A 26,261-nucleotide genomic window follows, 5' to 3' on the forward strand; every position below is an offset into this window, starting at 1 on the left:
TACCCAATGATGGCGATCAAGGTGCGATCCCTCATGCCATTCCTGCCGGGACGGCACCGCACTCGTTCCGCAACTGGTCTACACCAGTTTTCAACGACCGCCAAACCTGGCTTGTTCCGGAGGGGACGCCGATGAGTACCGACGCAGCAGCGGTGCCGCAGAGGAAGCCGCGGAAGACGTGGTGGAACGGCCTCTTCCAGGGTCTTCAGAAGATGGGCCGCAGCCTCCAGCTCCCCATCGCCGTCCTGCCTGCCGCAGGCATCCTCAACCGCCTCGGCCAGCCGGACGTCTTCGGCACCGACGGTCTCGGCTGGGACAACGTGGCCAAGGTCTTCGCCGCGGCGGGCGGTTCGCTCCTGGACTCCACTCTCGGCCTGCCCCTGCTGTTCTGCATCGGTGTCGCGATCGGCATGGCCAAGAAGTCGGACGGCTCCACGGCTCTCGCGGCGGTCGCGGGCTTCCTCGTCTACTACGCCGTACTGCGCGCCTTCCCCGACAACTGCCCCGCCGACACCACGTTCGGCGGCGCGGGGATGTGGAGCGGCGTCTGCGTGGCGAAGGACGGAACGGTCGCGCAGGCGGCGTACCAGAACCCAGGGGTCTTCGGCGGCATCGTGATGGGCCTGCTCGCCGCGTGGTTCTGGCAGCGCTACCACCGCGTGAAGCTGGTCGACTGGCTCGGCTTCTTCAACGGCCGCCGCCTGGTGCCGATCATCATGGCCTTCGTCGGCCTGGTCTTCGCCGGTCTGTGCGTGTGGATCTGGCCGCCGATCGGTGACGCGCTGACCAGCTTCTCCAAGTGGCTCGTGGACCTGGGGTGGCTGGGCTCCGGGATCTTCGGTGTGGCCAACCGCGCGCTGCTCACGATCGGCCTGCACCAGTTCCTGAACACGTTCGTCTGGTTCCAGTTCGGCGACTTCACCAAGCCGGACGGCACGGTGGTCCACGGTGACATCAACCGGTTCCTCGCGGGCGACCCGACGGCCGGTCAGTTCACGTCGGGCTTCTTCCCGATCATGATGTTCGCGCTCCCGGCGGCGGCCCTCGCGATCACCCACGCGGCCCGCCCGGAGCGCCGCAAGATGGTCGGCGGCTTGATGCTCTCGGTCGGTCTGACGTCGTTCGTCACCGGCATCACCGAACCGATCGAGTACTCGTTCCTCTTCATCGCGCCTCTGCTGTACGGGATCCACGCGGTCCTCACCGGTGTCTCCATGGCGGTGACGTGGGCCCTGGGGGTCAAGGACGGATTCAGCTTCTCGGCGGGTCTGATCGACTACGTCATCAACTGGAGCCTGGCGACCAAACCCTGGCTGATCATCCCGATCGGCCTTGCCTTCGCCGTCGTGTACTACGTGCTGTTCAGCTTCGTGATCCGCAAGTTCGACCTGCATACCCCCGGGCGAGAGCCCGAGGAGGAAACGGAAGCCCAGGACGCGGAGCAGACCAAGGCTTAGCCGCCGTAGGAGATCGCCGCCGCTGACCGGCCCGCGGCTAACCGGAAGGCCCTCGGACGAAAGTGTCCGGGGGCCTTTCCCTGTCTATTTCACGTTATGGCGGACCCCACAAAACTCGTGGGTTCCTTACGTCACCTTCACCGTGCTACAACAGGTCTACACCACTTATTGGTGTAGACCACGCGGCCGTCCCGCCGCGGCCCCCGGAGACGCCGCCGTCACCCACTTCCATGTCCCCAGGCGGCGCCTTGCCCCACTGGAGGAAGTTGTGTCCACGGCCAGTGCCGCCCCCGCGGCCGACAAGAAGAAGGGCGCCGGCGTGATGGCTGTCATGCAGCGCATCGGCCGCAGCCTGATGCTGCCGGTCGCCGTGCTGCCCGCCGGAGCCCTGCTCGTCCGCCTCGGCAACCCCGACATGCTCGGCCGGGACTCCTTCCCGGCGTTCGTCACCAAGATCGCCTCCTTCATGGCCGCGGGCGGCAACGCGATCCTCGACAACATGGCGCTCCTGTTCGCCGTCGGCATCGCGATCGGCTTCGCCAAGAAGTCCGACGGTTCGACGGCGCTCGCGGCCGTCACCGGCTACCTCGTCTTCAAGAACGTCCTCGCCACGTTCACCGACCCGAACCTCGACAAGATCGCGACGGTCGTCGACGGCAAGATAGTCATGACGGAAGCGCCCGTGGACGCCAAGGTCCTCGGCGGTGTCGTGATGGGCATCGTCGTGGCCCTGCTGTACCAGAAGTTCTACCGGACCAAGCTGCCCGACTGGGCGGGCTTCTTCGGCGGCCGCCGTCTCGTCCCGATCCTCTCCGCCTTCGCGGGTCTGCTCCTCGGTATCGTCTTCGGCTACATCTGGCCGGTCCTCGGCGCGGGCCTGCACAACTTCGGTGAGTGGCTGGTCGGTTCGGGCGCCGTGGGCGCGGGCATCTTCGGTGTCGCCAACCGTGCGCTGATCCCGGTCGGCATGCACCACCTCCTCAACTCCTTCCCGTGGTTCCAGGCGGGCTCCTACGAGGGCAAGAGCGGCGACATCAACCGCTTCCTCGCCGGTGACCCGACCGCGGGCCAGTTCATGACCGGCTTCTTCCCGATCATGATGTTCGCCCTTCCCGCGGCCTGCCTCGCGATCGTCCACTGCGCCCGCCCCGAGCGCCGCAAGGTCGTCGGCGGCATGATGTTCTCGCTCGCGCTCACCGCGTTCGTGACCGGTGTGACCGAGCCGATCGAGTTCACGTTCATGTTCATCGCGCCGGTCCTGTACGCGATCCACGCGGTGCTCACCGGTGTCTCCATGGCGCTGACCTGGGCGCTCGGTATGAAGGACGGCTTCGGCTTCTCGGCGGGAGCGGTCGACTTCTTCCTCAACCTCGGCATCGCGAACAACCCGTGGGGCCTGGCCCTCGTGGGCCTCTGCTTCGCGGTCGTCTACTACGTGATCTTCCGCTTCGCGATCACCAGGTGGAACCTCCCGACGCCGGGCCGCGAGTCCGACGAGGAGCTCGCCGAGCTCCTGAAGGCCGAGTCGAAGTAGGTCTCAGCCTCACACGCGCACGTACCGAACAGAGCCCCGCACCGTCACGATCGACGGTGCGGGGCTCTGTCGTCGGGTGCCGGATCAGACGCTAGATCTCGTAGGACCGGCCCGACCTCGCCAGTTCGGCCGGGCCGTCGTACGCCGTCCGTGCGTCCGCCAGGTTCACCTGGGGGTCCGTCCACGGCGGGATGTGGGTCAGGAGGAGGCGTGCGGCCCTGGCGCGCTGGGCCGACTCGCCCGCCTCACGGCCGTTGAGGTGCAGGTCGGGGATGTTCTCCTTGCCGTGCGTGAAGGCCGCCTCGCAGAGGAACAGGTCGGTGTCGGCGGCCAGTTCGTCGAGCGCGCCGCACACACCTGTGTCTCCCGAGTACGTGAGGGACTTGCCCCCGTGCTCGATACGGATGCCGTACGCCTCGACGGGGTGGCACACCTTCTCCGTACGGACCGAGAAGGGGCCGATGTCGAACGAGGCCGGCTTGACGGTGTGGAAGTCGAAGACCTCGCTCATCGAGGAGGCCGAGGGGGTGTCGGCGTACGCGGTGGTCAGGCGCTGTTCCGTGCCCTCGGGTCCGTAGACCGGGATGGGGGCGCAGCGACCGCCTTCGTGCCGGTAGTAGCGCGCCACGAAATAGGCGCACATATCGATGCAGTGGTCGACGTGCAGATGGCTGAGGAAAATCGCGTCCAGGTCGTACAGACCGACATGGCGCTGCAACTCGCCCAGGGCACCATTGCCCATGTCGAGAAGCAGCCGGAAGCCGTCGGCCTCGACGAGGTAGCTCGAACAGGCCGAGTCCGCGGACGGAAACGACCCCGAGCAGCCGACGACGGTGAGCTTCATGGAGCGGAAACCTCCGGGGGCGAAACGGGGGTTGTGCGGGGGCCTTGCGGGGGCTCTCGAAGGGGCGTGCGAGCGGCTCTTCGAGGAGTTCTGCGGTCCGTCGAGCGTAAGGCGCAAAAGTGCCGGTAGCTCCTCCGCCGTGGGCCGTTGTGGGAGAACTCACCTGCTCTGTCACCGGTTCGGGGGGCGCGCGGGGCGGGGAGCGCGCCGGTACGGTCTGCGGTATGGATACGTCGTGGTGGCTCGCGCTGGCCGCTGTGGTGGTGCTCGCCGGGGTCGCCACGGTGATCGACGGCTGGGGCCGCGGCAGCCGCGGACCGCGTGGGCGGGCCACCCGGCCGCCGGGTCGGCCGCGCGGCCCGCGACGGCAACTGCCCGCGCCGAAACCCGCGGAGATCTGGTGGGCGCGGGTGCCGTACGAGGACGGCCCGGGTGACAAGGACCGGCCCTGTCTCGTCCTGTCCGTGCGGGGAGGGACCGCGGCCGTCGCGAAGATCACCAGCAAGTACCACGACGAGCGTCCCGGGGTGATTCCGCTGCCGCCCGGGTCGGTGGGGGACGCGCGGGGGCGGCCCAGCTTTCTGGAGACCGACGAGCTGCGGGACGTGCCGGTGTGGGAGTTCCGCAGGCGGGCGGGGATCGTGGATCCGGCGTTGTGGGATCAGGTGCGGCACTTGGCGCGGTGAGCGGCTGTACGTCAGAACGCCGGACGGGCTGAGTGTCTTCAGCCCGTCCGGCGTTCAATGATTTCAGCCGGTCCGGCGTTCGGGGACGAACTCGGCGGAGCCGGTGTCCATCCGGTGCTGCCGGGCGTCTAAGCCCACAGCTGGCCCTGCAGCGTCTCGATCGCTGCTTCCGTCGTCGTCGCCGTGTAGACGCCGGTCGACAGGTACTTCCAGCCGCCGTCGGCGACCACGAAGACGATGTCGGCGGACTCCCCCGCGGCCACCGCCTTCCTGCCCACGCCGATCGCCGCGTGCAGCGCGGCCCCGGTGGAGACGCCGGCGAAGATCCCCTCCTGTTGGAGAAGCTCACGGGTCCGCGTCACCGCGTCCGCCGAGCCGACCGAGAAGCGGGTCGTCAGGACCGACGCGTCGTACAGCTCCGGGACGAAGCCCTCGTCCAGGTTCCGCAGGCCGTACACGAGGTCGTCGTAGCGGGGTTCCGCCGCGACGATCTTGATGTCGGGCTTCTGCTCGCGCAGGAAGCGGCCCACGCCCATCAGCGTGCCCGTCGTGCCGAGGCCCGCTACGAAGTGGGTGACGGAGGGGAGGTCCGCGAGGATCTCCGGGCCGGTCGTCGCGTAGTGCGCGCCCGCGTTGTCCGGGTTCCCGTACTGGTAGAGCATCACCCAGTCCGGGTGCTCGGCCGCCAGCTCCTTGGCGACGCGTACCGCCGTGTTGGAGCCGCCCGCCGCCGGGGACGGGATGATCTCCGCGCCCCACATGGCGAGGAGCTCACGCCGCTCCTGCGAGGTGTTCTCCGGCATGACGCAGACGATGCGGTAGCCCTTGAGCTTGGCCGCCATCGCCAGGGAGATGCCCGTGTTGCCGGACGTCGGCTCCAGGATCGTGCAGCCGGGCGTCAACCGCCCGTCCTTCTCCGCCTGTTCGACCATGTGCAGTGCCGGGCGGTCCTTGATGGAACCGGTCGGGTTCCGGTCCTCCAGCTTCGCCCAGATGCGGACGTCGTCGGATGGGGAGAGGCGCGGCAGGCGGACGAGGGGGGTGTTGCCCACGGCCGCCAGCGGGGAGTCGTAGCGAGGCATCCGCGATCAGACCATGCCGCCGGCCACGGCCGGGAGGATCGTGATGCTGTCGCCGTCCGTGAGCTTGGTGGTGATGCCGTCCAGGAAGCGGACGTCCTCGTCGTTCAGGTACACGTTCACGAAGCGGCGCAGCTTGCCGTCGTCCACGATGCGCTCGGCGATGCCCGCGTGCCGCGAGTCGAGGTCGGTGAAGAGCTCGGCGAGGGTGTCCCCGCTGCCCTCGACGGCCTTGGCGCCGTCGGTGTAGGTGCGGAGGATGGTCGGGATGCGGACCTCGATGGCCATGGCTGGGGGCTCCTGTCGGAAGAAGTCACGTGGGTGGGCGCGCGGCGGCCCGGTCCTGCGAGTGCGTAAGTGCGGGTGCGTAGAGCGTTACGCGGGGGTGGCGCCGCGGCTCACGGCCGTACGGCGGCGGCTGTCAGCGCGAACAGATCGCACTGGAAAGCCTGCACAAATCGACGTGCAGACGCGCAACGAGCAGCATGCCCGGCATCTTGTCGCTCACGTCGTGGGGAACCATGCGGTCATCGTATCGATTCCCGGTCCGGGTTCTGGAATGTGATCTCGCATGGTGGACGGATTACGTCCATCACCTGGATGAGGGGAGATTCGAGGCGGCCGGGGGCAGGTAGGTGACCGTCGGGGCGCCCGTGGCCGGGTGCACCGCCACCTCCGCCGCCACTCCGTACACGTCGGCAAGGAGTTCGCTGGTCAGGACCTCTTTCGGCGGCCCTGCCGCGACCAGACGGCCGGCGTCGAGAACGTACAGACGATCGCAGTAGTACGCCGCCAGATTGAGGTCGTGCAGGGCCAGGAGATTCGTCGTGCCGAGGCCGCGGACCAGGGAGAGGATCTCCAGTTGGTAGCGGATGTCCAGGTGGTTGGTGGGCTCGTCGAGTACGAGGACCGCGGGCTCCTGCACCAGGGCCCGCGCCACGAGGGCGCGCTGGCGCTCGCCGCCGGAGAGCCCGGCGAAGGCGCGGTGCGCGAGGTCGGCCGCGCCGACCCGTTCCAGGGCGTCGCCGACCAGGACGGCGTCCCGCGCGGTGTCCGCCTCCCAGAAGCGCTTGTGCGGGGAGCGGCCCATGGCGACGATCTGCCGGACGGTGAGCTCGAAGCCGGTGTGGCCGTCCTGCGGGACGGTGGCGATACGGCGGGCGCGGTCCTTGGCGGAGCGGGCCGCGAGGTCGTCGCCGTCCAGGAGTACGCGGCCGGTGGTGGGGGCGAGGGTGCCGTAGACGCAGCGCAGGAGGGTGGTCTTGCCGCTGCCGTTGGGGCCCACGAGGCCGACGGTCTCGCCTTGGGGGGCGTGGAGGGTGACGTCGTCCACGAGGGTCTTGTCACCTACGCGGTAGGTGAGGGACTCGGTGCTCAGGGTCGCCGCGGGGCGGGTCGGGTGGCTCATGCTGTCGCCTCCGTACGGTTTCTGCGCAGCATCCACAGGAAGAACGGGCCGCCCGTCAGCGCCGTCAGGACGCCCACCGGGATGTCCTGCGGCGCCGCGACCGTGCGCGCGGCGAGGTCGGCGGTCACCAGGAACACCGCGCCCATCAGGGCCACCACCGGCAGGAGCGCCCGGTGCGCGGCGCCGACCAGCATCCGGGCCGCGTGCGGCACCATCAGGCCGACGAAGCCGATGGCTCCGCTGTAGGCGACGAGTACGCCGGTCAGGAGCGAGGCGAGGACGAAGACCGCGGCGCGGAAGCGGGCCGTGTCCAGGCCCAGGACGGTGGCGCCCTCCTCGCCGACCAGGAGCAGGTCAAGGGGGCGGGCCAGGGCCACGAGCAGCGCCGTGCCCGCGATCAGGGCGGCGCCGGGCAGGGCGAGCATGTCCCAGCGGGCGCTGCCGAGGCCGCCGAGCGTCCAGTACAGGACTTCCTTCAGGTGGTCCGCGCTGTCGGCCATGATCAGGATCAGGCTGGTCAGGGCGGAGAGGACGTAGGAGACGGCCACGCCCGCCAGGATCAGGCGGCCGGTGGCGAAGCCGCCGCCTCCCGACCTCGCCAGGGTGTAGACGACCAGCAGGGAGAGCAGGGCGCCCGCGAAGGCCGCGGCCGGGATGGTGACCGTGGTGGCCAGGCCCGCGCCCATGCCGAAGGCGCTGCCCAGGACGATGACGGCGACGGCTCCGGCGGAGGCGCCGGAGGAGACCCCGAGGAGGAAGGGGTCGGCCAGGAGGTTTCTCACCAGGGCCTGGAGGACTGTGCCGATGACCGCCAGACCCGCGCCCACGGCTGCGCCGAGCAGGACCCTGGGGAGTCTTACGTCCAGGACGATCGTGCGGAAGGGGGAGGGGTCCGCGCCGCCGGTGAGGATCGTCAGGACCTCTGACGCGGGGATTCGGACGGAGCCGAGGGCGAGTCCGGCCACGACCGCCGCGGCGAGGGCCGTCAGCAGCCCCGCGACGACCGTGCCGTAGCGGAGCCGCTGCCCCGTCCCGGACCGGCTGCCGTGCATCACCGGCCTCGCCGGGTCCGTCCTCGAACGCCGGACGGGCCGAGTTACGAAAGGCGCCTTCACAGCTGGTCCGCCAGCTTGCTCACCGCTCCCGGAGCCCGCACCCCCACCACCGCGTCCGAGAGGGGCAGTACCGCGAAGCTCTTGTTCTTGACCGCGGGGACATCGGACAGGACCGGGTCGTTAAGGAGGCGCTTCTTCTTCTGGGCGACGGTCGTGCCGCCGTAGTCGAGGATCACGATCGTCTCGGGCTTGCGGTCGACCACCGACTCCCAGGACGCGTCGCCGAAGGACTTGTCCAGGTCGGCGAAGACGTTGCGCCCGCCCGCCCGCTCGATGATGTCGTTGCCGATGCCCCGGCCGCCCGCCGTGAACGCGGTCTTGTCGCCGCTGTCGTAGACGAAGACCGGGACGGGCTCGCGGTCCTCCGTCTTCTTCGCCGCCTTCGCCAGTTCGCGTTCGGCGCCGCTCACCCACCCCTCGGCGCGCGCCCGTACCCCGAAGGTGGAGCCGACCTGCCGCACCTCGCGGTAGACGTCGCCCATGGTCACGGCCTTCTTCGCGCAGCCCTCGACGTTCAGGCGGCTCTCGATGCCGGACTTCGCCAGGGCCTGGCGGCCGCGGCCCTCGCCCGCCAGGAAGGCGCTCGCGTAGCCGCCGTAGACGAAGTCGGGGTTCGCGGCCAGGAGCTTCTCGTACGAGGGGTACTCCTTGGCGAGGACCGGGGTGTCCGCGTAGGCCTTCGCGTACTTCGGCAGGACCTTGTCGTCGAGGTACGCCGTCCCGGCCAGGTGGTCCTTCAGGCCCAGCTCCAGCATCACTTCCGTCGCGTGCTGGTTCATCGTCACGGCGCGCTTCGGGGGTGCTTCGTACGTCGTCCGCACGCCGCAGTTCGTGACCGTGTACGGGAAGCCGGCGGCCTTCGCGGCGGTCTTGTCCGAAGCGGGGTCCGCGGCGGACGAGCATGCGGCGAGCGGGGCCAGCAGGGCCGCGGCTACGAGCACGCGTATGGGGCGGGGCATGGCTGAGCGCCTCCTCCAGGGGATACCGCGTCCCCTGCGTCGTGGGAGAAGAAGGCGGCAGGTCAGTTCCTGACTGCCCCGCCCGCGGAGGGTGGGGTCACAGTGGCGGGACCGTGCCGGATTCGCACCGGCTTCCTGGGTCCTGCCGCCTCAAAGGTGAGCTCAGTATGCCTGGACGACCTTCACCTCTTCTTCGGTGACCTCGCCCTCCACGATCCGGAAGGAGCGGAACTGGAAGTCGCCCGCGCCGTCGGCGTCGGCCGTGGAGACGAGGACGTAGTGGGCGCCCGGCTCGTTCGCGTAACTGATGTCCGTGCGCGAGGGGTACGCCTCGGTCGCCGTGTGCGAGTGGTAGACGATCACCGGCTCCTCGTCGCGGTCGTCCATCTCGCGGTAGAGCTTGAGGAGGTCGGTCGAGTCGAACTCGTAGAACGTGGGCGAGCGGGCCGCGTTCAGCATCGGGATGAAGCGTTCCGGGCGGCCGGTGCCCTCCGGGCCCGCGACCACACCGCAGGCCTCGTCGGGGTGGTCCTGGCGCGCGTGCGCGACGATCTGGTCGTGGAGGGCCTGGGTCAGGGTCAGCATGGCAGCCAGGATAAGCAGAAGGGCCGGCCCGTACCGAAGAGTGGTACGGGCCGGCCCACATGCTGGGATCCAGCGGTTACCGCGCCTACTTCGCCGCGTCCTGCGACTCGGTCTTGCCGCCGCCGGACGACTGCGGGTCGCGCTTCTGCATGATCAGGTAGCCGACGCCCAGGATCAGGGCCCAGACGGGAGCCGCGTAGAGCGAGATCCGCGCGTCCTTGTCGATGCCCATCATCACGATCACCATCGCGATGAAGGCGAGGGCGAACCAGCTCGTGTACGGGGCGCCGGGCGCCCGGAAGGTGGACTGCGGCAGCTCGCCGCGGTCGGCCTTGCGGCGGTACTTGATCTGGCAGACCAGGATCATGATCCAGGCCCACATGCCGGAGATGGTCGCGAAGGAGACGACGTAGTTGAACGCCTCGCCCGGCCACTGGTAGTTGATCCAGACGCCGACCAGCATCAGCGCGGCGGAGAAGGTGGTGCCGACAAGGGGCAGGCCGTTCTTCGTGAGCTTGGTGAAGAACTTCGGGCCCTGGCCGTTCATCGCCAGGTCGCGCAGCATGCGGCCGGTGGAGTACATGCCGGAGTTGCAGGAGGAGAGCGCGGCCGTCAGGACGACGAAGTTGACGATCGCGGCGCCGACGCCGAGGCCCATCTTGTCGAAGGCGGCGACGAACGGCGAGACGCCCGGCACGAACTCCGTCCACGGCACGACCGAGAGGATCATGATGAGCGCGCCGACGTAGAAGACGGCGATGCGCCACGGCACGGTGTTGATGGCCTTGGGCAGGACGGTCTTCGGGTCCTTGGACTCGCCCGCGGTGACGCCGACGAGCTCGACGGCCAGGAAGGCGAACATCACGATCTGCAGCGTCATCAGCGTGGAGCCGATGCCGTTGGGGAAGAAGCCGCCCTGGTCCCACAGGTGGGACACGGAGGCGGTGTCACCGGCGTCGGAGAAGCCGATGGTGAGGATGCCGGCGCAGATCAGGATCATGCCGATGATCGCGGTGACCTTCACCATCGAGAACCAGAACTCCAGCTCACCGAAGAGCTTCACGGAGATCAGGTTGGCGCCGTAGAGGATGACCGTGAAGATCAGCGCGTATCCCCATTGAGGGATGGCGTCGTGTGTCCAGTACTGCATGTACTGGGCGGCCGCCGTGACTTCCGTGATGCCGGTGACGACCCAGAAGAGCCAGTACGTCCAGCCGGTCACGTACCCGAAGAACGGGCCGATGAATTCACGCGCGTACTCCGAGAAGGAGCCCGACACGGCGCGGTACATGAGCAGCTCGCCCAGGGCCCGCATGATGAAGAAGATGACGAGGCCCGCGATGGCGTACGCCAGGATGAGGCTCGGTCCGGCCTTGTGAATGGCCTTGCCCGCGCCGAGGAACAGGCCGGTGCCGATGGCACCGCCGATCGCGATCATCTGGATCTGCCGGGCGCCTAGCCCGCGCTGATATCCCTCGCCTGACGAGCCGGGCGCACCGCCCGTGCCGTCGGCCTCATTGCCGTCGTGATGCTCTTCGACCTGCGCTGAGGTCATGGTGACGCCTTTCTCCACGCTGATCCGTGCCCGCAGACTGCGTATGGCCACGGGTCAGGTCCTGATCCCCCCGGATATGGATGGAGTGCTACCGGCGGTCCGCCGGCCCGAGCGCCACCCCGTGACATGGGTGGCGTCACCGAGTGGTCGTGAAGATTTATCACGGGCGCAACAGTGATCGACGGGGCCACGTGTGGCCCACGTCACGAGAAGAAGCGGACAAAATTCCCCCGCCGCGCCAAAGGTGGCCGGCGGAGTGACGCGATCGTTATCCGGATTTGAGCGTCCGCTGAGCGAACGCAGGGTAACCGCTGCCCTATACACCGACTTTGCGGGAGTCGCGGTGTGACTTCTAACCGATGAGCGTGCCCACCAGCGTCTCCTGCAAGCCGCCGAGCCAGAGATACGCCATCACCATCGGCTTGCGCGGGTCGGAGTCCGGCAGCTGGAAGAGCAGGTCCGTGTCGTCCTCGTCGGTCACTTCGAGGCGGGCACCGATCGCCAGGCGCAGGTCGTTGAGCGCGCCGAGCCAGTGCCGCGACTCGTCGGTGGACAGCTTCAGGACGGCGCCGCCCTCGCCCTTCGACGTCATGGCGTCGAGGGAGCGGATCACCACCAGGGCGTCGTCGCGCTTCTTGGCCCGCAGGTCGTTCTCGGTGAAGCGCCTGAACTCCGACGAGTAGGCGCGCAGTTCGTCCTCGTCGGCCTTCTCACTGCCGGGGCCGCCGTACGCGTCCGGCAGGAGCCGCTGGAGGACCGGGTCGGCGGGCGGCTCGCTCGGGCCCTCCGCGAACAGCTCCGCGAGGGGGTCGTCGGAGGCGTCCTCGGCCGGTCCTGGGCCGATCAGCTCCAGGAGCTGCACGGCGAGGGACCGGATGATCGAGATCTCGACCTCGTCGAGCGCGACGGCCGCGCCGCCCCCGGGAATGGCTTCGAATTGTCCTGGCATCAGATACGTCGCTACTTCCGGTCCTGCTGGAGGGTGGCCCAGAGGCCGTAACCGTGCATGGCCTGTACGTCGCGCTCCATCTCCTCGCGGGAGCCGGTGGAGACGACGGCCCGGCCCTTCTGGTGCACGTCCATCATCAGCTTCGTGGCCTTCTCCTTCGAGTACCCGAAGTAGGACTGGAACACATAGGCCACGTAACTCATCAAGTTGACCGGGTCGTTGTGGACGAGCGTGATCCATGGGACATCCGGCTCCGGCACGGCGAAGGTCTCTTCGGCCGATTCGGGGCGGGTGATCTCTGCGGGAGCCGTACTCACTTGCCCCATGCTGCCACCCGCAGGGGGTGCTCGCACAAATGGACTCAGGAAATCGTCAGAGTGACGAGATGCGGGGTAGCATCCTTCGTATGAACACAGCGGACCTTGGGCTGCCGGTGGATGTTCCGTCGACCGCGCTCTTCACGGATCACTACGAGCTCACGATGCTGCAGGCCGCCCTGAAGGCCGGCACCGCCGATCGGCGCTCCGTCTTCGAGGCCTTCACGCGCAGACTGCCCGAGGGGCGCCGCTATGGAGTGGTGGCCGGAACCGGCCGGGTCCTCGACGCCGTCGAGAACTTCCGCTTCGACGCCGACGTCATCGGATTCCTGCGCGAGCGCCGTGTCGTGGACGAGGCGACCCTGGAGTGGCTCGCGGCGTACCGCTTCAGCGGCGACATCTGGGGATACCCGGAGGGCGAGGTCTACTTCCCGGGCTCGCCGATCCTGCGCGTCGAGGGCTCCTTCGCGGAGTGCGTGCTCCTGGAGACGGTGATCCTCTCCATCCTCAACCACGACTCGGCGATCGCCGCCGCCGCTTCCCGGATGGCATCGGCCGCCGGGGAGCGCCCGCTGATCGAGATGGGCGCCCGGCGCACGCACGAGCTGGCTGCCGTCGCCGCGTCGCGCGCCGCGTACGTCGGCGGCTTCGCCACCACGTCCGACCTGGCCGCCGGATTCCGCTACGACATCCCCACGGTCGGCACGTCGGCCCACGCCTTCACCCTCCTGCACGACAACGAACGCGACGCCTTCCAGGCCCAGGTCGACTCGCTCGGCCCCGGCACGACCCTGCTCGTCGACACGTACGACGTGACCCAGGCCGTCCGCACCGCCGTCGAGGTCGCCGGGCCCGAGCTGGGCGCCGTGCGCATCGACTCCGGTGACCTGCTCCTGGTCGCGCACCGGGTGCGTCAGCAGCTGGACGAGCTCGGCGCCACGAAGACGAAGATCGTCGTGACCTCCGACCTCGACGAGTACGCCATCGCCTCGCTCGCGGCGGCGCCCGTGGACGCGTACGGCGTGGGCACGCAGCTCGTCACCGGGTCCGGGCACCCGACCTGCTCGATGGTCTACAAGCTGGTGGCCCGCGCCCACTCGGCGGACCCGAAGGCTCCCCTTGAGCCGGTGGCCAAGAAGTCCCTCGGCGCCAAATCGTCCGTGGGCGGACGCAAGTGGGCCGCCCGGCGGCCCGACGAGCACGGGGTCGCCGAGGCCGAGGTGATCGGCACGGGCGCGGTGCCGGTGGAGCTCGCCGACCACCAGCTCCTCGTCGAGCTGGTCAAGGGCGGTGAGGTGGTGGCGCGCGAGCCGCTCGACACCGTGCGCGACCGGCACGCGGCGGCGCGGGAGCGGCTTCCGCTGTCGGCGACGCAGCTGTCCAAGGGCGACGCGGTCATCCCGACGGAGTACGTCTGACCTGGCGGAGTACGTCTGACCCGGCGGGGTACGTCTGACCTGGCGGAACACGCCTGCCCGCCGGGTTACGTCCGATTGTGCGCCGGAGCGCGGAGGAGGGCGCTCGAACGCCTACTCCCGCAACGCGTTCGAAGTCTCTACGCTCGGTTCATCCGGCCGAGCCCCTCACGCCTACGAGCCTACGAGTCGTTGCCGAACCGAAGGACACCCGATGCGCCGCGCCTTGATCGTCGTCGATGTGCAGAACGACTTCTGCGAGGGCGGCAGCCTCGCGGTCTCCGGGGGAGCCGATGTGGCCGCCGCGATCACCGAGCTGATCGGGCAGGCCCCCGCGGGCTACCGGCACGTGGTGGCCACCCGCGATCACCACATCGATCCGGGGGACCACTTCTCGGACCAGCCGGACTTCGTCCGCTCCTGGCCCCCGCACTGCGTGGCGGGCACGGAGGGGGGCGGGTTCCACCCGAACTTCGCGCCGGTCGTCGCGTCCGGGGCGATCGACGCGGTCTTCGACAAGGGGGCCCACTCGGCCGCCTACAGCGGTTTCGAGGGCGCCGACGAGAACGGCGTCACGCTGGCGGACTGGCTGCGGGACCGGAAGATCACCGAGGTGGACGTGGTGGGGATCGCCACGGACCACTGTGTGCGCGCCACGGCGCTCGACGCGGCGCGGGAGGGCTTCGGCACGACGGTCCTGCTCGACCTGACCGCGGGCGTCTCCAAGGAGACGACGGAGCGGACCCTGGAGGAGCTGCGGGCGGCCGGGGTGGAGCTGTCGGGCAAGCCGGTGGTCTAGAGCCTCGCAGGGGGCTTGGGGCTGTGCCCCGTCAGGGGGGGCGCTGGGCCGCCCTGCCCCGTCAGGGGGGGCGCGGGGCTGTACCCCGTCAGGGGACTCGGGGCTGTACCCCGTCAGGGGGCCCGGGGCTGTGCCCCGTCAGGGGGCGCGAGGCTGTGCCCCGTCAGGGGCGCGGGGAACTGCGCGACCAGCCCCCACCGGCCCGCAGGTCCATCACAGCGACGCACGGGGCCACACAGAGCCCGCAGAGCCACAGAGCCCGCAGAGCCACAGAGCCCGCAGAGCCGCAGAGCCGCAGAGCGACCCTCACACACCCGAAGGGCTGGCCTCCGGGTGGCCGGGTCTCTGGCGCTTCAGCGCTCTTATCGGGTGCCACAGCTCGTCCCTGCCGTCCGGCGCCGTACGCCATATCAGCCCGTCCGGGTGATGAAGGACCGCCGTGATCTCGTCCGGCGTCGGCGGCTCGGCGTTGCCCCGGAGATAGACGGCGCGCATGCCCAGATTCCGCAGGCGCGTCAGCGCCCTCGCACGGTTCACCGCGTGGACGATCATCCGGACATCGCCGCCGCCCATGACCGGGCTCGGCAGCGTCAAGGCCACCACCACACTGCCGTTCGGCAGCTTGCTGAAACCTCCTGCGGACATGGCTGATCACACCCCCGTGAGACGTCGCACGGGGCCCCTGGCCGGACCCCGTGTCAATAAGAAATCCACAGGACGCACCTAAACACGATCGGCCGTCGCCCGCTAGAGGGCGACGGCCGATCATGGCTTGACCTGCGAAAACGCTAATTACTTCTTGGAGGGGCCCACCTGGACCGTGATCGAAGAGCCATCCTTCGGCTGCTTGACGATCTTGATCTGGGTGTTGGTGTCAGCGACCTTGACACTTCCCGTGCCGTTCTCCTTGTACCAGTAGGTGCCCTTGTGATCGTCGAAGACCGGGACACCCTTCTGGGACTTGATCTTCAGCGCGACGTCCGCGTTGTGGAGCGTGAACTTGTCCGTCGCGTACTTGCTGAAGGGCGCGTCGAACGGCTGGATCTTGTTCCGCAGCAGGGTGCCGTCCGCCCACTTGAGCGGCTTGGCGTGCGCGTCCACCGGAAGGATCAGGCCCTGGCCGGGGTGCGCGCTGGTGTTGTTGTCCTTCTGCGAGGTGTCCCACTGCCAGACCATCAGGCCGGTCTGGTAGGCGTAGTGCTCGACCCAGTCCGGACGGGACTTGGAGAAGCCGAAGTTGTACGGGCCGTTCTCCAGGGTCTTGTCGTACGACACGTACTGCCGGTTCTCGGCGAGGTAGTACTGGTCGTACTTCTTGGTGAAGGACTCACCGATGCGCGAAAAGCCCTTCGCCGTCCAGCCGTTGTCGCCGCCCTCGGCGCCGTCCTCGAAGAGCTTGGCGCCGTCCGCGGTGACCGCGAGCGCGTCGGCCGCGAAGCCCTTGCCGCCCGCGCCGCCGTCCGTCGAGTAACGGAAGCGGACGTCGATCTTCTTGCCGGCGTAAGCGTCGAGCGGGAACGCGAGCTTCTTGAACGCGCCCGAGGCACCGGTCAACGCGGGCTTGTCACCGGCGTCGCGCGGGATGGGCTTGCCGTCCGCGGTTCCGTCCACCGGCGTCCAGTTGGCGCCGCCGTCCGTCGAGACCTCGGTGTAGAGGTAGTCGTAGTTGGCCTCGATGTCCCACCAACCGTCCAGCGAGAGCTCGGCCTTGGACTTGCCGGTCAGGTCGACCGAGCGCGTCAGGGTGTTCTTGAGGTCGTCGCCCTGGTCGCTCCACCACTGCTTGGAGCCTTCGGTCGGCTTGGTCACCGTGGTGGTGACGGCCTTCTTCGGCAGGTCGACGACGAGCGCCTGGCGGTGGCGGGTGTTGTACTCCGAGACGCCCAGCTTGTGTTCGGAGGTCGTCGCGGCCTTCGCCTTGGCGTAGTCGAGCCAGCCCAGCTGGAACTTGTCCCAGGCGGTCATGTCGCCGGGCAGGTCACCGATGGCGTTCTTGCCGGTGCCGAGCCAGGATCCTGCCGACATCAGCGACCAGAAGCCGACCGAGTTCTCGCCCTTGCCCGTGGTGTCGTACAGGTCGGGCAGGCCCAGGTCGTGGCCGTACTCGTGGGCGAAGACGCCGAGTCCGCCGTTCTCCGGCTGCATCGTGTAGTCGCCGACCCAGATGCCCGAGTCGCCGATCTGCGTGCCGCCCGCCTTGTTGTCGCCAGGCCCAGTGTTGCCCGCGTCGTTGCCGTACGCGTACCAGCGGTGCGCCCAGAGGGCGTTGGTGCCCTCGGCGCCGCCGCCTGCCGACTCGTCCTCGCCCGCGTGCACGAGCTGGAAGTGGTCGATGTACCCGTCGGGCTCGTTGAAGTCGCCGTCGCCGTCGAAGTCGTAACGGTCCCAGAGGTCGTACTTGGCGAGGTCCGCCTTGATCTGGGCGTCCGTGCGGCCCTGGGCCTTCTGGTCCTTGGTCCAGGCGGTGACGCCGTCCTTCACCGCGTCCCAGACGTTGGGGCAGTTGGTGTCGCCGCAGTAGTTGGAGCCGTACCGCGCCTCGTTGTAGTCGACCTTGACCCAGTCGGAGACCTCGCCGTCGACCGAGTAACGGCCGGAGGAGGTCTTCTCGTAGTAAGTCTTCAGGGACTCCTTGGTCTTGCCCTTGGAGTCCTTGCCCTTCCCGAAGTACAGGTCCTGGAAGTGCTTCTGGTTGTAGTCCTTCTGCCAGGCCGTGCTGTTGTCCTTCGCACGGTCCGGCTCGGCTATCTTGTTGTGCGCCGGTCCCGCCTTGCCGCCGTACTTCTTGACCGGCGCCTCGGGTCCGTCCGGCCCGTCGGGGTCGTACATGGTGGTGTCGTCCACCTTGTCCCCGAACTCCACCAGGATCGTGAAGATCTTGTCGGTCTTCTCCCGGCCCAGCTCGACGTACTTCTTGTCGTCGAGCTTCACGACCTGGGAGCCGCCGCGCTTCTGCACCGTGGCGTCGCCCGCGACGACCTGCTGAAGCGCCGCCTTGCGCTGCTGCGCCTGCTGCTTACTGAAGGGCCCGTCGAGGTCGTGGTCGACCTGCGCCTTGGCCCTGCTCGGGTCCTGCCGGTCGATGGCGGGAGCCCCGGTGGACCCCGCGTCGTCGGCCGACGCGGTGGCTGCCGAGAACGTGGCGGCTGCCGCGGCCATCGCCACGGCAGCCGCGGTGGCTCTGAACGTCCGTCTTCTGACTGTCACTTGATGCTGTCCTCCCCCGCGTCCGCGCGAAGGCGGGCCGAGAGCCCCGGTCGGAGGAGGTCCGCGCGCGATACGCGTCACAAGTGACGACATTCGACCGGAGATACGGGAGAAAAGACAGACCTTGACTTGAACAGGCCAAGTGCACTATGCAGGCCTGGAGGTCCGCTATCCGAACGTGTGCGCCCGCCCGCAGGCTTGGTCAACAGGCGCGCCCCACCGTCCACTTGGTGGACGTCATGAACCCGTGCGCCCCCCGTGCTGCCGCACCGTGGGTTAGGTCACGCTTACTGCCCGTTCCCGTCGGGCATGCAGCGGATTAGAGTCATTCGTCGGTGCGCCACAGTGCGAGGCGGCACATATCAAGCCGCCGCAGCCGAGCACCCTTTGATTCGCGTTACAGCTTCATATTGGGCTCGACCACCCCCGCATCCGCTTCCCCGAGGACGGATTACGCCATGCCTCGTCCCATGTCGCTGCCTCGCCCGACCCCTGCTCAGGTCACCTATGGCACGCTGACCGTCATCTTCTCCACCCTCGCCATGCTGTTGCTCTCCCAGACGAGTTCGGGCGTCGGTGTCGCGGTGATAGCCGTCGCCGCGCTCGGCCTCGGATTGCTCGTTGCCATGACGGTTCCCCAACCGAAACCCGCCGCCTCACCGGCCGCGCAGGCCGCCCCCGCCCCGCTGGCCGCCGAGGGCCGCGTTCCGGTCCAGCGCTCCGCCACTTCCGTGCTCGCCGAGCCCGTACACGAGCCGGCGGGCCCGTGAGGATCACGAGCCCGCCGCTTCTGCCGCTTGTACCGCTTGTGCTGCCGCACCTGTTGCCGCACCTGTTGCCGCCGCGGTAGCCGTGCCCTCCGCCGTCAGCCGGTGCTGACCGCCACCGTCTTGGCCGCCTTGTCGTGCAGGCCCTGCTTGTAGGGCTTGTCGAAGAAACTCCAGCCGCCGCAGATCGCTGTCCAGATGCAGGCACAGCAGAAGGCGAACGGCAGCCAGAGCACGGCCGCGCGGACGAGCGCGGTCTGCAGGGTCGGGGTCGCTCCGTCATTGAGGTTCGCGACCCTCAGACCCAGCCATTTCTTGCCCAGGGTCTGGCCCGTCTTGGAGATCATGAAGGTGTCGTACGCGATGTAGAGCACGGCGGCGAGCAGCGACTGCCCGAAGCTCTTCCCGTACTGGACCTTGTCCGGGTCGACGTCGAGCTCGCTCGTGCCGAAGGCCCAGGAGAGCAACCAGACGATCACGCCGATGATGATCATGTCGAGGATGCGGGCGAGTACGCGCTTGCCGCTCGGCGCCAGGGGCGGCATACCGGCGAGGGGGTCACCGGCGCCGCCGTAGGGATCCCCGCCTCCGCTCCCGCCGTACGGCGGGGGTGGCGGGGGCGTGCCGTACGGGGAGCCGCCGCCGTCCTGCGGGGGCGTGCCGTACGGGGAGCCGCCGCCGTCCTGCGGGGGCGTGCCGTAAGGAGAGCCGCCGCCGTCCTGCGGGGGCTGCTTCCTGAAGGGGTCGTTGTCGTCGGGGGGCGGCGGGTATTGCGGCGGTTCGGTACTCATGGTGCGAGTCGACCGCGAGTGGGCCGGGGGCGCATCCGGCGAGCGGCTGTCCGGGTTAAAGGCGACTCTCTCCCCGACGCCGAGCCGAGGCCGACGCCGACGCCGCCCCGCCCCCGTCCTTCCGGCCGAGGCCCGACTCGGCGGAGCCGGTGATGGACGGCGCCCCGGGGCCCGGGGCGGGCTACCCCGCCACAAACGTTCCCGCGGCCTTGTCGTGCCAGCACTGGCGCCACGGCCTGTCGAACACGCACCACAGGACCCCGACGATCCCGATGACCAGGACCCCCGGCACCACATAGACGAGCCACCGCTTCAACGCGGCCCCGAACGACGGCGTCTCGTGCTCCTCCATGTCCCTCACCTGGAGGCCGAGGACCTTCTTCCCCAGCGTCCGACCCCACTTGGCCGTGGGCAGCACCTCATAGAGGACGCCGAAGAGGAGCAGCACGGCCAGGACCATCCCGAGGCACACCGCCGTGGTGCCGTCTAGCAGCCATACGGTGACCTTCTCGCCGGACATCTTCGCCGCGTCGATCTTGCTGTCGACGTGGTCGGCGGCCTTCGTGCCGAGCGGCAGCGCCGCGGCCCCGGTCACGGCCACGAGGAGGACCGTGTCGATGAGCCGCGCGGCGAACCGCTTGCCGAGCCCCGCGGGCCGCCCCGCCGCCTGGTTCCGCGCCATGGCGAGGAACGGGTCGTCGGCCACCGGCTTCCACGGCACGACGGGCTGCTGCTGCCCGTCCCCCTCGGCGAGCTGGTGCACCTGCTGCGCCCACGAGGGCGAGCCGCCGCCGGGCCCCGAGGTCATGGGCGAGACCGAGCCGGCCGGCGCACCGCCCTGCTGAGGAACGGACGGGTGAGCGGGGGCGGGTGCGGGTGCGGGGGCGGGTGCGGGCGTCGGCGCGGGCGCCGCGGCCTGGGGAGGTACGGAGGTCTGCGGCGGCGCGGGAGTCCGCTCCGCCGCACCGGACGGCTTCGGGCGCAGTGCCCGGATCGCCATGGTGCCTTCGGTGGCGGGTGAGGCCGCGGCGGGGCGCACCGGCCCGGCGGGCCTGCGGAACGTCACCGTGCCCTCCGCCGACGGCTGCTCCTGCTGGGGCGGCGTACCCGACCCGCCCGGCTTGATCGCGCGGATCTGCACGGTGCCGGGGCCGTTGGTCTCCGGGGAAGGAGAGGGAGAGGAGTTGGCGGAGGGGGTGTCCGCCGGGGTCGACGCACCCGGCACCCGAGGATCGCGCGGATCCCGCGGCTCCCCCGCCCCCGGAGCACTCGGCTGCTCGGGCCCGCCCCACGAGATCCGCTGTTCCTGCTCGCCGCCGAGCCCCGCCTGCCGGGCCGAGTCCGCCTGCCACGCGGAGGCGGGTTCGGGCCTGGCACCGTGCTGCGAGGCGTCGGCATCGGCAGCGCGGCCCGCCGCCAGGGGCTCTTCGTCGAAGAAGTGCGGACCGGTCTCCTCCGCGGGCATGGACGCGGGCGCGGGCATGGACGCGGGCGCCGATCCCGGAGGCGCGGGGAGCGACTCTCCGTCCGTCGGAGCGGGACGGCTTGTCCCGGGCACCCAGGCCGCGCCGTTCCAGTACCGGACATATCCGGGAATGGACGGATCGGGGTAGTAGCCTTCGCGGGGCCTGTCGTCGCCTGGGGCCGGAGTTGGGGCGCTCATGTCCGTCGTCCCGTATCTGCTCGGGGGTCTTTTTGAGGCTCCACATCTATCAGACCTGTGCGTCCCCCTGTGCGAGTCCTGCCCCACAGACCACTTTCCGGGCACAGTTCGACCTCGTACGGAGAAAGTTTCCGAAACCCGCGTAACGCTCCGCCCCCGCCGCGCTCTCTCCTTGCACGGACCCGCTCCAGGGCCCTGGACAAGGAAGGAACAGCACCGACATGCACACCGTGGTGGAACGCGAGCTTGAGCTCAAACTCGTCCTCTCGCCGGAACGCGCCATCCCCGTTCCGGCCCGCCTCACCTACCGCACCGAAGATCCCTACGCCGTCCACATCGCCTTCCACATCGGCTCCGATCATCCCGTGAACTGGACGTTCGCCCGCGAACTCCTGGTCGAGGGAGTCTTCAGGCCCTGCGGGCACGGCGACGTCCGGGTCTGGCCCACCAAGGTCGACGGGCGCAGTGTCGTTCTGATGGCGCTGAGTTCACCCGACGGTGACGCCCTCCTGGAGGCACCGGCCCCCGCCGTGTCCGCCTGGCTCGAGCGCACGCTGCGGGTGGTCCCTCCGGGCTCTGAGGCGGAGCGGCTCGGCATCGACGACGGCCTCGCCGAGCTGCTCACACCGACCACGGGCCGTGTCGACGAGCTGTGGCTGCGCGACCCCTGGCCCTCGGACGAGTCCACGGACGGTGAGTGAGCTGACGCGTGAGGACCGGGATCAGAACAGCTTGCCGGGGTTGAGGAGACAGAGCGGGTCGAAGGCGGCCTTGATGGAGCGCTGCACCTCCACGCCCACCGGGCCGATCTCGCGGGCGAGCCACTCCTTCTTGAGGACGCCCACGCCGTGCTCGCCGGTGATCGTGCCGCCGAGTTCCAGGCCCAGGGCCATGATCTCGTCGAAGGACTCGCGGGCGCGGCGGCCCTCGTCGAGGTCGGCCGCGTCGAAGCAGACGGTGGGGTGGGTGTTGCCGTCGCCCGCGTGCGCGCAGACCCCGATCGTGAGGCCGTACTTATCGGCGATGCGGTCGACGCCTTCGAGCATGTCGGCGAGCTTCGAGCGCGGCACGCACACGTCGTCGATCATCGTCGTGCCCTTGACGGCTTCGAGCGCGGTGAGCGACAACCGCCGCGCCTGGAGCAGTAGTTCGGACTCGGCCGCGTCCTCGGCAGGGACCACCTGAGTGGCACCCGCGGCCTCGCAGAGGGCGCCGACGGCCGCGAGGTCGGCGGCCGGGTCCGGGGTGTCGAAGGCGGCGAGCAGCAGCGCTTCGGTGGTCTCCGGGAGTCCCATGTTGGCCAGCGCGTTCACGGCCCTGATGGTCGTACGGTCCATCAGTTCAAGGAGTGAGGGGACGTGCCCCCCTTCCATGATCTTGCATACGGCGTCGCACGCGGCCTTGGCCGAACCGAACTCGGCGGCGAGCACGAGCTGTTGGGGCGGTTGCGGCTTCAGGGCGAGGGTCGCGCGGACGACGATGCCCAGGCTGCCCTCGGAGCCGACGAAGAGGCGTGTGAGGTCGTAACCGGCGACGCCCTTGGCCGTGCGCCGTCCGGTGCTCATGAGCCGCCCGTCGGCGAGAACGACGTCGAGCCCAAGGACGTACTCCGCCGTCACCCCGTACTTCACGCAGCACAGGCCGCCGGAGGCGGTGCCGATGTTCCCGCCGATGGTGCAGGTCTCCCAACTGGACGGGTCCGGCGGGTAGTAGAGACCGTGTTCGTTCACCGCGCGGGAGAGCGTGGCGTTGACGACGCCGGGTTCGACGACCGCGATCCGGTCGACGGGGCTGATCTCCAGGATGCGGTCCATCTTGACCAGGGACAGCACGATGCAGCCCTCGCTGGCGTTCGCGCCGCCCGAGAGGCCCGTGCGGGCGCCCTGCGGCACCACCGGGATCCGCAGCTCGGTCGCCGTGCGCATGACGTGCTGGACCTGCTCGACGGTGCGCGGCAGGACGACGACGGCCGGGGTGCCCGCGTCGCAGAAGCTCGCCATGTCGTTCGCGTAGGAGGACGTGATGTCGGGGTCCGTGAGGACGGCCTCGGCGGGAAGGCCGTCCTGGCCCTCGTGGCCCTCGATGAGGAGTTCGATGAGTGTGCGGCTCATGATCACAGCCTCGCACCCGGGGCCATCGGTGTGAACCCGTGTGCGACGCCGGTCCGCATGCCGGGATGTGCTCTTCGTATTGACGCACAGTGAGCGCCATGGAGATCGAGAGCCGGTCCGAGCCCGTGACCGAGAGGGACGGGAAGGACGAGAAGGACGAGAAGGATCAGCGGCCGTCACCCGCGTCCACGCCCGCCGTCCGGAGCGAGTCGCCACGCGGCTCGCGCCGCTCCCCTCTCGTGCGGCGGGCGCTGATCGGCTCCGTCGCCGGGTGCGTGGTGCTCGGCGGCGTACTGGTGCTGCGGCCCGACGGGGGCGGGGAGGCGGCGCCGCCCGCTCTCGGTCCGGCCGGGCGGGCGATGGCGGCGGCGGGTGCCGGGGCTCCGGCGGCGCTGCCCGACCTCACGGTCCTGATCGGGGAGCGCGAGGCGCACCTGCGCAAGAATCCCGGTGACGACGAGTCGTGGGCGGTGCTCGGGGCCGCCTACGTCGAGCGGGGTCAGCGGACCGCGGACTCCGCGTACTACCCCAGGGCCGAGCAGGCGTTGCGTACGTCCCTGAAGACGCGGCCGCAGGGGAACGCGCGGGCGCTGACGGGCATGGCGGTGCTCGCGAACGCGCGGCACGACTTCCGCGGGGCGAAGAAGTGGGCCCGGAGCGCGGTCGCCCTCGCGCCGAAGAGCTGGTCGGCGTATCCCTCGCTGATCGACGCGTACAGCGGCCTTGGCGACGCGAAGGGCGCGGACAAGGCCCTGGAATCACTTCAGGAGCTGAACTCGGACGCCACCTCCGTGATGGCGCGCTCCGGGCAGGTCTACCGGGACCGCGGCTGGCGCGAGAACGCGGCCGTGGCGCTGATGGACGCGGCGGCGCTGGCGGAGGGGCCCGCGCAGAAGGCGGCCTGCCTGTACCTGGAGGGCGAGCTCGCCTGGGAGCGGGGCGAGCCGTCGGAGGCCCTGCGCTACTACGACGCGGCACTGGCCTCGGACCCGGACCACCACCCCTCCCTCGCCGGGAAGGGCCGGGCGCTCGCGGCTCTCGGCCGTACGTCGGAGGCACTGCGTTCCTATCAGAACGCGCTGGCCAGGCAGCCCGCACCGGAGTACGCCCTGGCCCTTGGCGAGTTGTACGAGTCGCTGCGCCTGACGCCGGCCGCACGGGCGCAGTACGACGTGTTGCGGGCCCGGGTGAAGCAGGAGGGGGTCAACGGCGTCAACGACGAACGGATCCTCGGCCTCTTCGAGGCGGACCACGGGGACGCGGACGAGGCGGTGGACCGGCTGCGGGCGGAGTTCAAGCGCCATGGGAGTCCGGAGGTGGCGGACGCGTTGGGCTGGGCGCTGCACCGGGCCGGTGAGGACGAGGAGGCCCTGAAACTGGCGACGCGGGCCACGGACAAGGGGCCGCGGAGTGCGGTGTTCGCGTATCACCGGGGTGAGATCGAGCGGGAGCTGGGCAGGTACGGGGCCGCGCGGCGGCACATCGGTGAGGCGCTGCGCCTGAACCCCCACTTCTCCCCTCTCCTCGCCCCGGAGGCCAGGGACGCCATGGAGTCCCTGGGCGACCCTCCGGACGGCGGCCCGGACCAGATGTACGCCCCCGCACCCCCTCCGGCGGCAGCACCCCCGAGGCCCGCTGCCTCTGCCCCTACCCCTAGGCCAACCCAGCAGAGCTGACCCCACCTCTTCACCCAGGGGCCTGTCCCGGCGCTGCGCGCCGGATGCCTCCCACCCACCCACCCGATCACCCCGCATCACAGGGCTACGGGGACAGGAAACAGCCGCCCACCAACCGCAGACGGACGACACGCACACGTCCGCTACAGGCGCGCCGTGCCGATCAACGCGTTGCGGGTGATCAGGCCGGTGAGGGCAGGCTCCGTGAGGGAGTCAGCGGACGCAGGCCGCAGAGGCAGGACCATGTAGCGGGTCTCCGCGCTGGAGTCCCAGACCGTGATCCCCGTTTCGGGGGGCAGCACGAGGCCGAACTCCGCCAACACCGCCCTCGGTTCCCGCACCACCCGCGACCGATACGCCTCGCTCTTGTACCAGCTGGGAGAAGGCCCGAGCAGCCGCACCGGATAGCAGGAGCAGAGCGTGCAGACGACCACGTTGTGGGTGTGGTCGGTGTTCTCCACCACCCGCAGGCGCTGTGGCTGGACGCCGCCCGCCGCGTAACCCAGCTCCGCCACCGCGGACGTGCCGTCCGCGAGCAGGCGCTCCTTGAACTCCGGGTCCGTCCAGGCCCGTGCCACGATCCGCGCCCCGTTCAACGGGGACGACCCGGCGAGGAACGCGTCGAGGGCCTCGTCCAGAGCGGCCCCGGCAACGATCCCCCGCTCCTCCAACAGGGCTTCCAACTCCCGCACTTGGCGGGAGATCGTCGCATCCGAGTGCGTACCGGACATCAGTTGGCCCCCGATTCCAGTGCCGACTCCGGTTCCAAGTAGCTCTCCCACAGGTCAAGGACCACCCCGTGGTCCCCCTCGCCCCACAGCTCCCGCGCGGCGAACCGCACCGCGTACACCTGCTCCACCGGCGCGTCCCCCCGCCCCCGCGAGCTGACGTCCGCCAGCGCGTGCCGCCCCTCGGGTTCGAGCACCACGCCCCGCTTGCCCCGGGCATAGCGCGGCAGGCGGGTGTGGTGGGTCGGGTCGTGGTGGACGGTGCGGACGCGGGCGCCCGGAGCGAACCGGTCGTCAGACATCCAGCTCCCCCTCCGCCACCACGCCCTTGCGCACCAGCAGCACCCGGATCGCGTGGAACCACCGCTCGTAGTACGACGCCGCCAGGTACTCCCCCGGCGGCATCGTCTCCACCGCGTCCCTGAACTCGTCGAGGTTGTAGACGCCTTCACGCACCAGGGCGCTGTTGAGCGCGAACACCCGCGCCTCCCAGTCCGCGTGGAAGGGCTCCGTGTCGTCGGTGGTGTCGACGGGCCCGAAGCCCGTCATCCCGCCGACGTCATTGATCCTGGCCATGCCCGCACTCTAGCCAGCGACGGGCGCCGGGGTCCCAGGG

The 26,261-nt window shown here is 69.7% G+C and carries 27 protein-coding genes and 1 riboswitch; of the genes, 8 read left to right on the forward strand and 19 right to left on the reverse strand.

Translation table 11 applies throughout. The features are described from left to right. The first annotated feature begins 131 nt into the window (after positions 1-131). Together ACFVXC_RS24115 and ACFVXC_RS24120 are read left to right on the forward strand one after the other, a co-directional pair. A complete protein-coding gene (locus tag ACFVXC_RS24115; RefSeq protein ID WP_389908324.1) occupies positions 132-1,457 on the forward strand; it encodes a PTS transporter subunit EIIC in 1,326 nt (441 codons plus the stop codon). 268 nt (positions 1,458-1,725) lie between these two features. After that, positions 1,726-2,991, forward strand: a complete 1,266-nt coding sequence (locus ACFVXC_RS24120) for a PTS transporter subunit EIIC (RefSeq protein WP_389908327.1) — start codon at positions 1,726-1,728, stop codon at positions 2,989-2,991. A 91-nt stretch (positions 2,992-3,082) separates the two neighbouring features. Here ACFVXC_RS24120 and ACFVXC_RS24125 read toward each other — a convergent pair whose 3' ends face one another. Continuing rightward, positions 3,083-3,835, reverse strand: coding sequence for an MBL fold metallo-hydrolase (locus ACFVXC_RS24125; RefSeq protein WP_389908330.1), 753 nt, complete (start codon positions 3,833-3,835; stop codon positions 3,083-3,085). 224 nt (positions 3,836-4,059) lie between these two features. Between ACFVXC_RS24125 and ACFVXC_RS24130 the strand changes: the two genes are divergently transcribed. Next, the gene (locus ACFVXC_RS24130) at positions 4,060-4,521 is read left to right on the forward strand and encodes a type II toxin-antitoxin system PemK/MazF family toxin (protein WP_389908332.1); all 462 of its coding nucleotides are present in this window, start codon (positions 4,060-4,062) and stop codon (positions 4,519-4,521) included. A gap of 128 nt (positions 4,522-4,649) precedes the next feature. Here the strand turns inward: ACFVXC_RS24130 and ACFVXC_RS24135 are convergent, their stop codons facing one another. The 10 genes from ACFVXC_RS24135 to clpS all read right to left on the reverse strand — a co-directional run bounded on the left by ACFVXC_RS24135 (position 4,650) and on the right by clpS (position 12,497). Next, positions 4,650-5,603, reverse strand: coding sequence for a PLP-dependent cysteine synthase family protein (locus tag ACFVXC_RS24135; protein ID WP_389908335.1), 954 nt, complete (start codon positions 5,601-5,603; stop codon positions 4,650-4,652). Positions 5,604-5,609: 6 nt separating this feature from the next. After that, complete coding sequence (locus tag ACFVXC_RS24140; RefSeq protein ID WP_389908338.1) at positions 5,610-5,888, reverse strand: MoaD/ThiS family protein; 279 nt, start codon at positions 5,886-5,888, stop codon at positions 5,610-5,612. Between the two features lie 133 nt (positions 5,889-6,021). After that, positions 6,022-6,123, reverse strand: coding sequence for a putative leader peptide (locus ACFVXC_RS24145; protein WP_336605789.1), 102 nt, complete (start codon positions 6,121-6,123; stop codon positions 6,022-6,024). A 69-nt stretch (positions 6,124-6,192) separates the two neighbouring features. After that, positions 6,193-7,008, reverse strand: a complete 816-nt coding sequence (locus ACFVXC_RS24150) for an ABC transporter ATP-binding protein (RefSeq protein WP_389908341.1) — start codon at positions 7,006-7,008, stop codon at positions 6,193-6,195. Further along, positions 7,005-8,060, reverse strand: a complete 1,056-nt coding sequence (locus tag ACFVXC_RS24155; protein ID WP_389908344.1) for a FecCD family ABC transporter permease — start codon at positions 8,058-8,060, stop codon at positions 7,005-7,007. Before ACFVXC_RS24155 ends, ACFVXC_RS24150 begins: the two co-directional genes overlap by 4 nt. A 59-nt stretch (positions 8,061-8,119) precedes the next feature. Next, positions 8,120-9,082 carry an ABC transporter substrate-binding protein gene (locus ACFVXC_RS24160; protein WP_389908347.1) on the reverse strand — a complete coding sequence of 321 codons (963 nt, stop codon included), beginning with the start codon at positions 9,080-9,082 and terminating at the stop codon, positions 8,120-8,122. A gap of 42 nt (positions 9,083-9,124) precedes the next feature. After that, positions 9,125-9,281: riboswitch (cobalamin riboswitch) on the reverse strand. Beyond that, positions 9,245-9,667 carry a Mov34/MPN/PAD-1 family protein gene (locus tag ACFVXC_RS24165; protein WP_389908350.1) on the reverse strand — a complete coding sequence of 141 codons (423 nt, stop codon included), beginning with the start codon at positions 9,665-9,667 and terminating at the stop codon, positions 9,245-9,247. (Overlaps the previous riboswitch by 37 nt.) An 85-nt stretch (positions 9,668-9,752) precedes the next feature. Next, positions 9,753-11,222 (reverse strand): amino acid permease, encoded by a 1,470-nt coding sequence (locus ACFVXC_RS24170; protein WP_389908352.1) that lies wholly within the window; start codon positions 11,220-11,222, stop codon positions 9,753-9,755. A 352-nt stretch (positions 11,223-11,574) separates the two neighbouring features. Continuing rightward, a complete protein-coding gene (locus tag ACFVXC_RS24175; RefSeq protein ID WP_389908355.1) occupies positions 11,575-12,171 on the reverse strand; it encodes a DUF2017 domain-containing protein in 597 nt (198 codons plus the stop codon). A gap of 11 nt (positions 12,172-12,182) precedes the next feature. Next, positions 12,183-12,497 carry an ATP-dependent Clp protease adapter ClpS gene (gene clpS / locus ACFVXC_RS24180; protein WP_389908358.1) on the reverse strand — a complete coding sequence of 105 codons (315 nt, stop codon included), beginning with the start codon at positions 12,495-12,497 and terminating at the stop codon, positions 12,183-12,185. 80 nt (positions 12,498-12,577) lie between these two features. Here clpS and ACFVXC_RS24185 point away from each other — a divergent pair, with 80 nt between their 5' ends. Together ACFVXC_RS24185 and ACFVXC_RS24190 are read left to right on the forward strand one after the other, a co-directional pair. After that, positions 12,578-13,906: a nicotinate phosphoribosyltransferase gene (locus ACFVXC_RS24185; RefSeq protein ID WP_389908361.1), complete on the forward strand. Its 1,329-nt coding sequence runs from the start codon at positions 12,578-12,580 to the stop codon at positions 13,904-13,906. A 211-nt stretch (positions 13,907-14,117) separates the two neighbouring features. After that, positions 14,118-14,702, forward strand: a complete 585-nt coding sequence (locus ACFVXC_RS24190; RefSeq protein WP_389908364.1) for a nicotinamidase — start codon at positions 14,118-14,120, stop codon at positions 14,700-14,702. Between the two features lie 306 nt (positions 14,703-15,008). Here the strand turns inward: ACFVXC_RS24190 and ACFVXC_RS24195 are convergent, their stop codons facing one another. Continuing rightward, entirely contained in the window at positions 15,009-15,347 is a 339-nt protein-coding gene (locus ACFVXC_RS24195; protein ID WP_389908367.1) for a hypothetical protein, read from the reverse strand. 147 nt (positions 15,348-15,494) lie between these two features. Further along, on the reverse strand, positions 15,495-17,909 hold the full coding sequence (locus ACFVXC_RS24200) for an immune inhibitor A domain-containing protein (protein WP_389908370.1): 2,415 nt from the start codon (positions 17,907-17,909) through the stop codon (positions 15,495-15,497). A 476-nt stretch (positions 17,910-18,385) separates the two neighbouring features. On the opposite strand from ACFVXC_RS24200, the gene ACFVXC_RS24205 reads away from it, so the two are divergent. Further along, positions 18,386-18,679 carry a hypothetical protein gene (locus tag ACFVXC_RS24205; protein WP_389908699.1) on the forward strand — a complete coding sequence of 98 codons (294 nt, stop codon included), beginning with the start codon at positions 18,386-18,388 and terminating at the stop codon, positions 18,677-18,679. A 95-nt stretch (positions 18,680-18,774) separates the two neighbouring features. On the opposite strand, the gene ACFVXC_RS24210 is transcribed toward ACFVXC_RS24205, so the two are convergent. Further along, positions 18,775-19,467, reverse strand: a complete 693-nt coding sequence (locus ACFVXC_RS24210) for an RDD family protein (RefSeq protein ID WP_389908373.1) — start codon at positions 19,465-19,467, stop codon at positions 18,775-18,777. A 181-nt stretch (positions 19,468-19,648) separates the two neighbouring features. Next, positions 19,649-21,130: an RDD family protein gene (locus ACFVXC_RS24215; protein ID WP_389908376.1), complete on the reverse strand. Its 1,482-nt coding sequence runs from the start codon at positions 21,128-21,130 to the stop codon at positions 19,649-19,651. Positions 21,131-21,351: 221 nt separating this feature from the next. Here ACFVXC_RS24215 and ACFVXC_RS24220 point away from each other — a divergent pair, with 221 nt between their 5' ends. Then, on the forward strand, positions 21,352-21,831 hold the full coding sequence (locus ACFVXC_RS24220) for an SsgA family sporulation/cell division regulator (protein ID WP_389908380.1): 480 nt from the start codon (positions 21,352-21,354) through the stop codon (positions 21,829-21,831). A 21-nt stretch (positions 21,832-21,852) separates the two neighbouring features. Here ACFVXC_RS24220 and ACFVXC_RS24225 read toward each other — a convergent pair whose 3' ends face one another. Beyond that, positions 21,853-23,241: an FAD-binding oxidoreductase gene (locus tag ACFVXC_RS24225; RefSeq protein WP_389908382.1), complete on the reverse strand. Its 1,389-nt coding sequence runs from the start codon at positions 23,239-23,241 to the stop codon at positions 21,853-21,855. A gap of 98 nt (positions 23,242-23,339) precedes the next feature. On the opposite strand from ACFVXC_RS24225, the gene ACFVXC_RS24230 reads away from it, so the two are divergent. Next, on the forward strand, positions 23,340-24,917 hold the full coding sequence (locus ACFVXC_RS24230) for a tetratricopeptide repeat protein (RefSeq protein ID WP_389908385.1): 1,578 nt from the start codon (positions 23,340-23,342) through the stop codon (positions 24,915-24,917). 143 nt (positions 24,918-25,060) lie between these two features. Here ACFVXC_RS24230 and ACFVXC_RS24235 read toward each other — a convergent pair whose 3' ends face one another. Genes ACFVXC_RS24235 through ACFVXC_RS24245 form a run of 3 tightly spaced genes read right to left on the reverse strand, consistent with a single transcriptional unit; the run spans position 25,061 to position 26,221 of the window. After that, a complete protein-coding gene (locus tag ACFVXC_RS24235; RefSeq protein WP_389908388.1) occupies positions 25,061-25,648 on the reverse strand; it encodes a nitrile hydratase subunit alpha in 588 nt (195 codons plus the stop codon). Beyond that, complete coding sequence (locus tag ACFVXC_RS24240) at positions 25,648-25,947, reverse strand: SH3-like domain-containing protein (RefSeq protein WP_389908391.1); 300 nt, start codon at positions 25,945-25,947, stop codon at positions 25,648-25,650. Before ACFVXC_RS24240 ends, ACFVXC_RS24235 begins: the two co-directional genes overlap by 1 nt. After that, complete coding sequence (locus ACFVXC_RS24245) at positions 25,940-26,221, reverse strand: hypothetical protein (RefSeq protein WP_389908394.1); 282 nt, start codon at positions 26,219-26,221, stop codon at positions 25,940-25,942. Before ACFVXC_RS24245 ends, ACFVXC_RS24240 begins: the two co-directional genes overlap by 8 nt. Between the last annotated feature and the right edge of the window lie 40 nt (positions 26,222-26,261).

The sequence above is a fragment of the Streptomyces sp. NPDC058257 genome (assembly GCF_042881845.1).
Classification (GTDB): Bacteria; Actinomycetota; Actinomycetes; order Streptomycetales; family Streptomycetaceae; genus Streptomyces.

What these genes read in the sequence shown, in the direction of transcription:
- ACFVXC_RS24115 (WP_389908324.1), top strand. Translation starts at nt 132, where the DNA reads ATGAGTACCGACGCAGCAGCGGTGCCGCAGAGGAAGCCGCGGAAGACG.
- ACFVXC_RS24125 (WP_389908330.1), bottom strand. Translation starts at nt 3,835, where the DNA reads ATGAAGCTCACCGTCGTCGGCTGCTCGGGGTCGTTTCCGTCCGCGGAC.
- ACFVXC_RS24130 (WP_389908332.1), top strand. Translation starts at nt 4,060, where the DNA reads ATGGATACGTCGTGGTGGCTCGCGCTGGCCGCTGTGGTGGTGCTCGCC.
- ACFVXC_RS24135 (WP_389908335.1), bottom strand. Translation starts at nt 5,603, where the DNA reads ATGCCTCGCTACGACTCCCCGCTGGCGGCCGTGGGCAACACCCCCCTC.
- ACFVXC_RS24140 (WP_389908338.1), bottom strand. Translation starts at nt 5,888, where the DNA reads ATGGCCATCGAGGTCCGCATCCCGACCATCCTCCGCACCTACACCGAC.
- ACFVXC_RS24145 (WP_336605789.1), bottom strand. Translation starts at nt 6,123, where the DNA reads ATGGTTCCCCACGACGTGAGCGACAAGATGCCGGGCATGCTGCTCGTT.
- ACFVXC_RS24150 (WP_389908341.1), bottom strand. Translation starts at nt 7,008, where the DNA reads ATGAGCCACCCGACCCGCCCCGCGGCGACCCTGAGCACCGAGTCCCTC.
- ACFVXC_RS24155 (WP_389908344.1), bottom strand. Translation starts at nt 8,060, where the DNA reads ATGCACGGCAGCCGGTCCGGGACGGGGCAGCGGCTCCGCTACGGCACG.
- ACFVXC_RS24160 (WP_389908347.1), bottom strand. Translation starts at nt 9,082, where the DNA reads ATGCCCCGCCCCATACGCGTGCTCGTAGCCGCGGCCCTGCTGGCCCCG.
- ACFVXC_RS24165 (WP_389908350.1), bottom strand. Translation starts at nt 9,667, where the DNA reads ATGCTGACCCTGACCCAGGCCCTCCACGACCAGATCGTCGCGCACGCG.
- ACFVXC_RS24170 (WP_389908352.1), bottom strand. Translation starts at nt 11,222, where the DNA reads ATGACCTCAGCGCAGGTCGAAGAGCATCACGACGGCAATGAGGCCGAC.
- ACFVXC_RS24175 (WP_389908355.1), bottom strand. Translation starts at nt 12,171, where the DNA reads ATGCCAGGACAATTCGAAGCCATTCCCGGGGGCGGCGCGGCCGTCGCG.
- clpS (WP_389908358.1), bottom strand. Translation starts at nt 12,497, where the DNA reads ATGGGGCAAGTGAGTACGGCTCCCGCAGAGATCACCCGCCCCGAATCG.
- ACFVXC_RS24185 (WP_389908361.1), top strand. Translation starts at nt 12,578, where the DNA reads ATGAACACAGCGGACCTTGGGCTGCCGGTGGATGTTCCGTCGACCGCG.
- ACFVXC_RS24190 (WP_389908364.1), top strand. Translation starts at nt 14,118, where the DNA reads ATGCGCCGCGCCTTGATCGTCGTCGATGTGCAGAACGACTTCTGCGAG.
- ACFVXC_RS24195 (WP_389908367.1), bottom strand. Translation starts at nt 15,347, where the DNA reads ATGTCCGCAGGAGGTTTCAGCAAGCTGCCGAACGGCAGTGTGGTGGTG.
- ACFVXC_RS24210 (WP_389908373.1), bottom strand. Translation starts at nt 19,467, where the DNA reads ATGAGTACCGAACCGCCGCAATACCCGCCGCCCCCCGACGACAACGAC.
- ACFVXC_RS24215 (WP_389908376.1), bottom strand. Translation starts at nt 21,130, where the DNA reads ATGAGCGCCCCAACTCCGGCCCCAGGCGACGACAGGCCCCGCGAAGGC.
- ACFVXC_RS24220 (WP_389908380.1), top strand. Translation starts at nt 21,352, where the DNA reads ATGCACACCGTGGTGGAACGCGAGCTTGAGCTCAAACTCGTCCTCTCG.
- ACFVXC_RS24225 (WP_389908382.1), bottom strand. Translation starts at nt 23,241, where the DNA reads ATGAGCCGCACACTCATCGAACTCCTCATCGAGGGCCACGAGGGCCAG.
- ACFVXC_RS24230 (WP_389908385.1), top strand. Translation starts at nt 23,340, where the DNA reads ATGGAGATCGAGAGCCGGTCCGAGCCCGTGACCGAGAGGGACGGGAAG.
- ACFVXC_RS24235 (WP_389908388.1), bottom strand. Translation starts at nt 25,648, where the DNA reads ATGTCCGGTACGCACTCGGATGCGACGATCTCCCGCCAAGTGCGGGAG.
- ACFVXC_RS24240 (WP_389908391.1), bottom strand. Translation starts at nt 25,947, where the DNA reads ATGTCTGACGACCGGTTCGCTCCGGGCGCCCGCGTCCGCACCGTCCAC.
- ACFVXC_RS24245 (WP_389908394.1), bottom strand. Translation starts at nt 26,221, where the DNA reads ATGGCCAGGATCAATGACGTCGGCGGGATGACGGGCTTCGGGCCCGTC.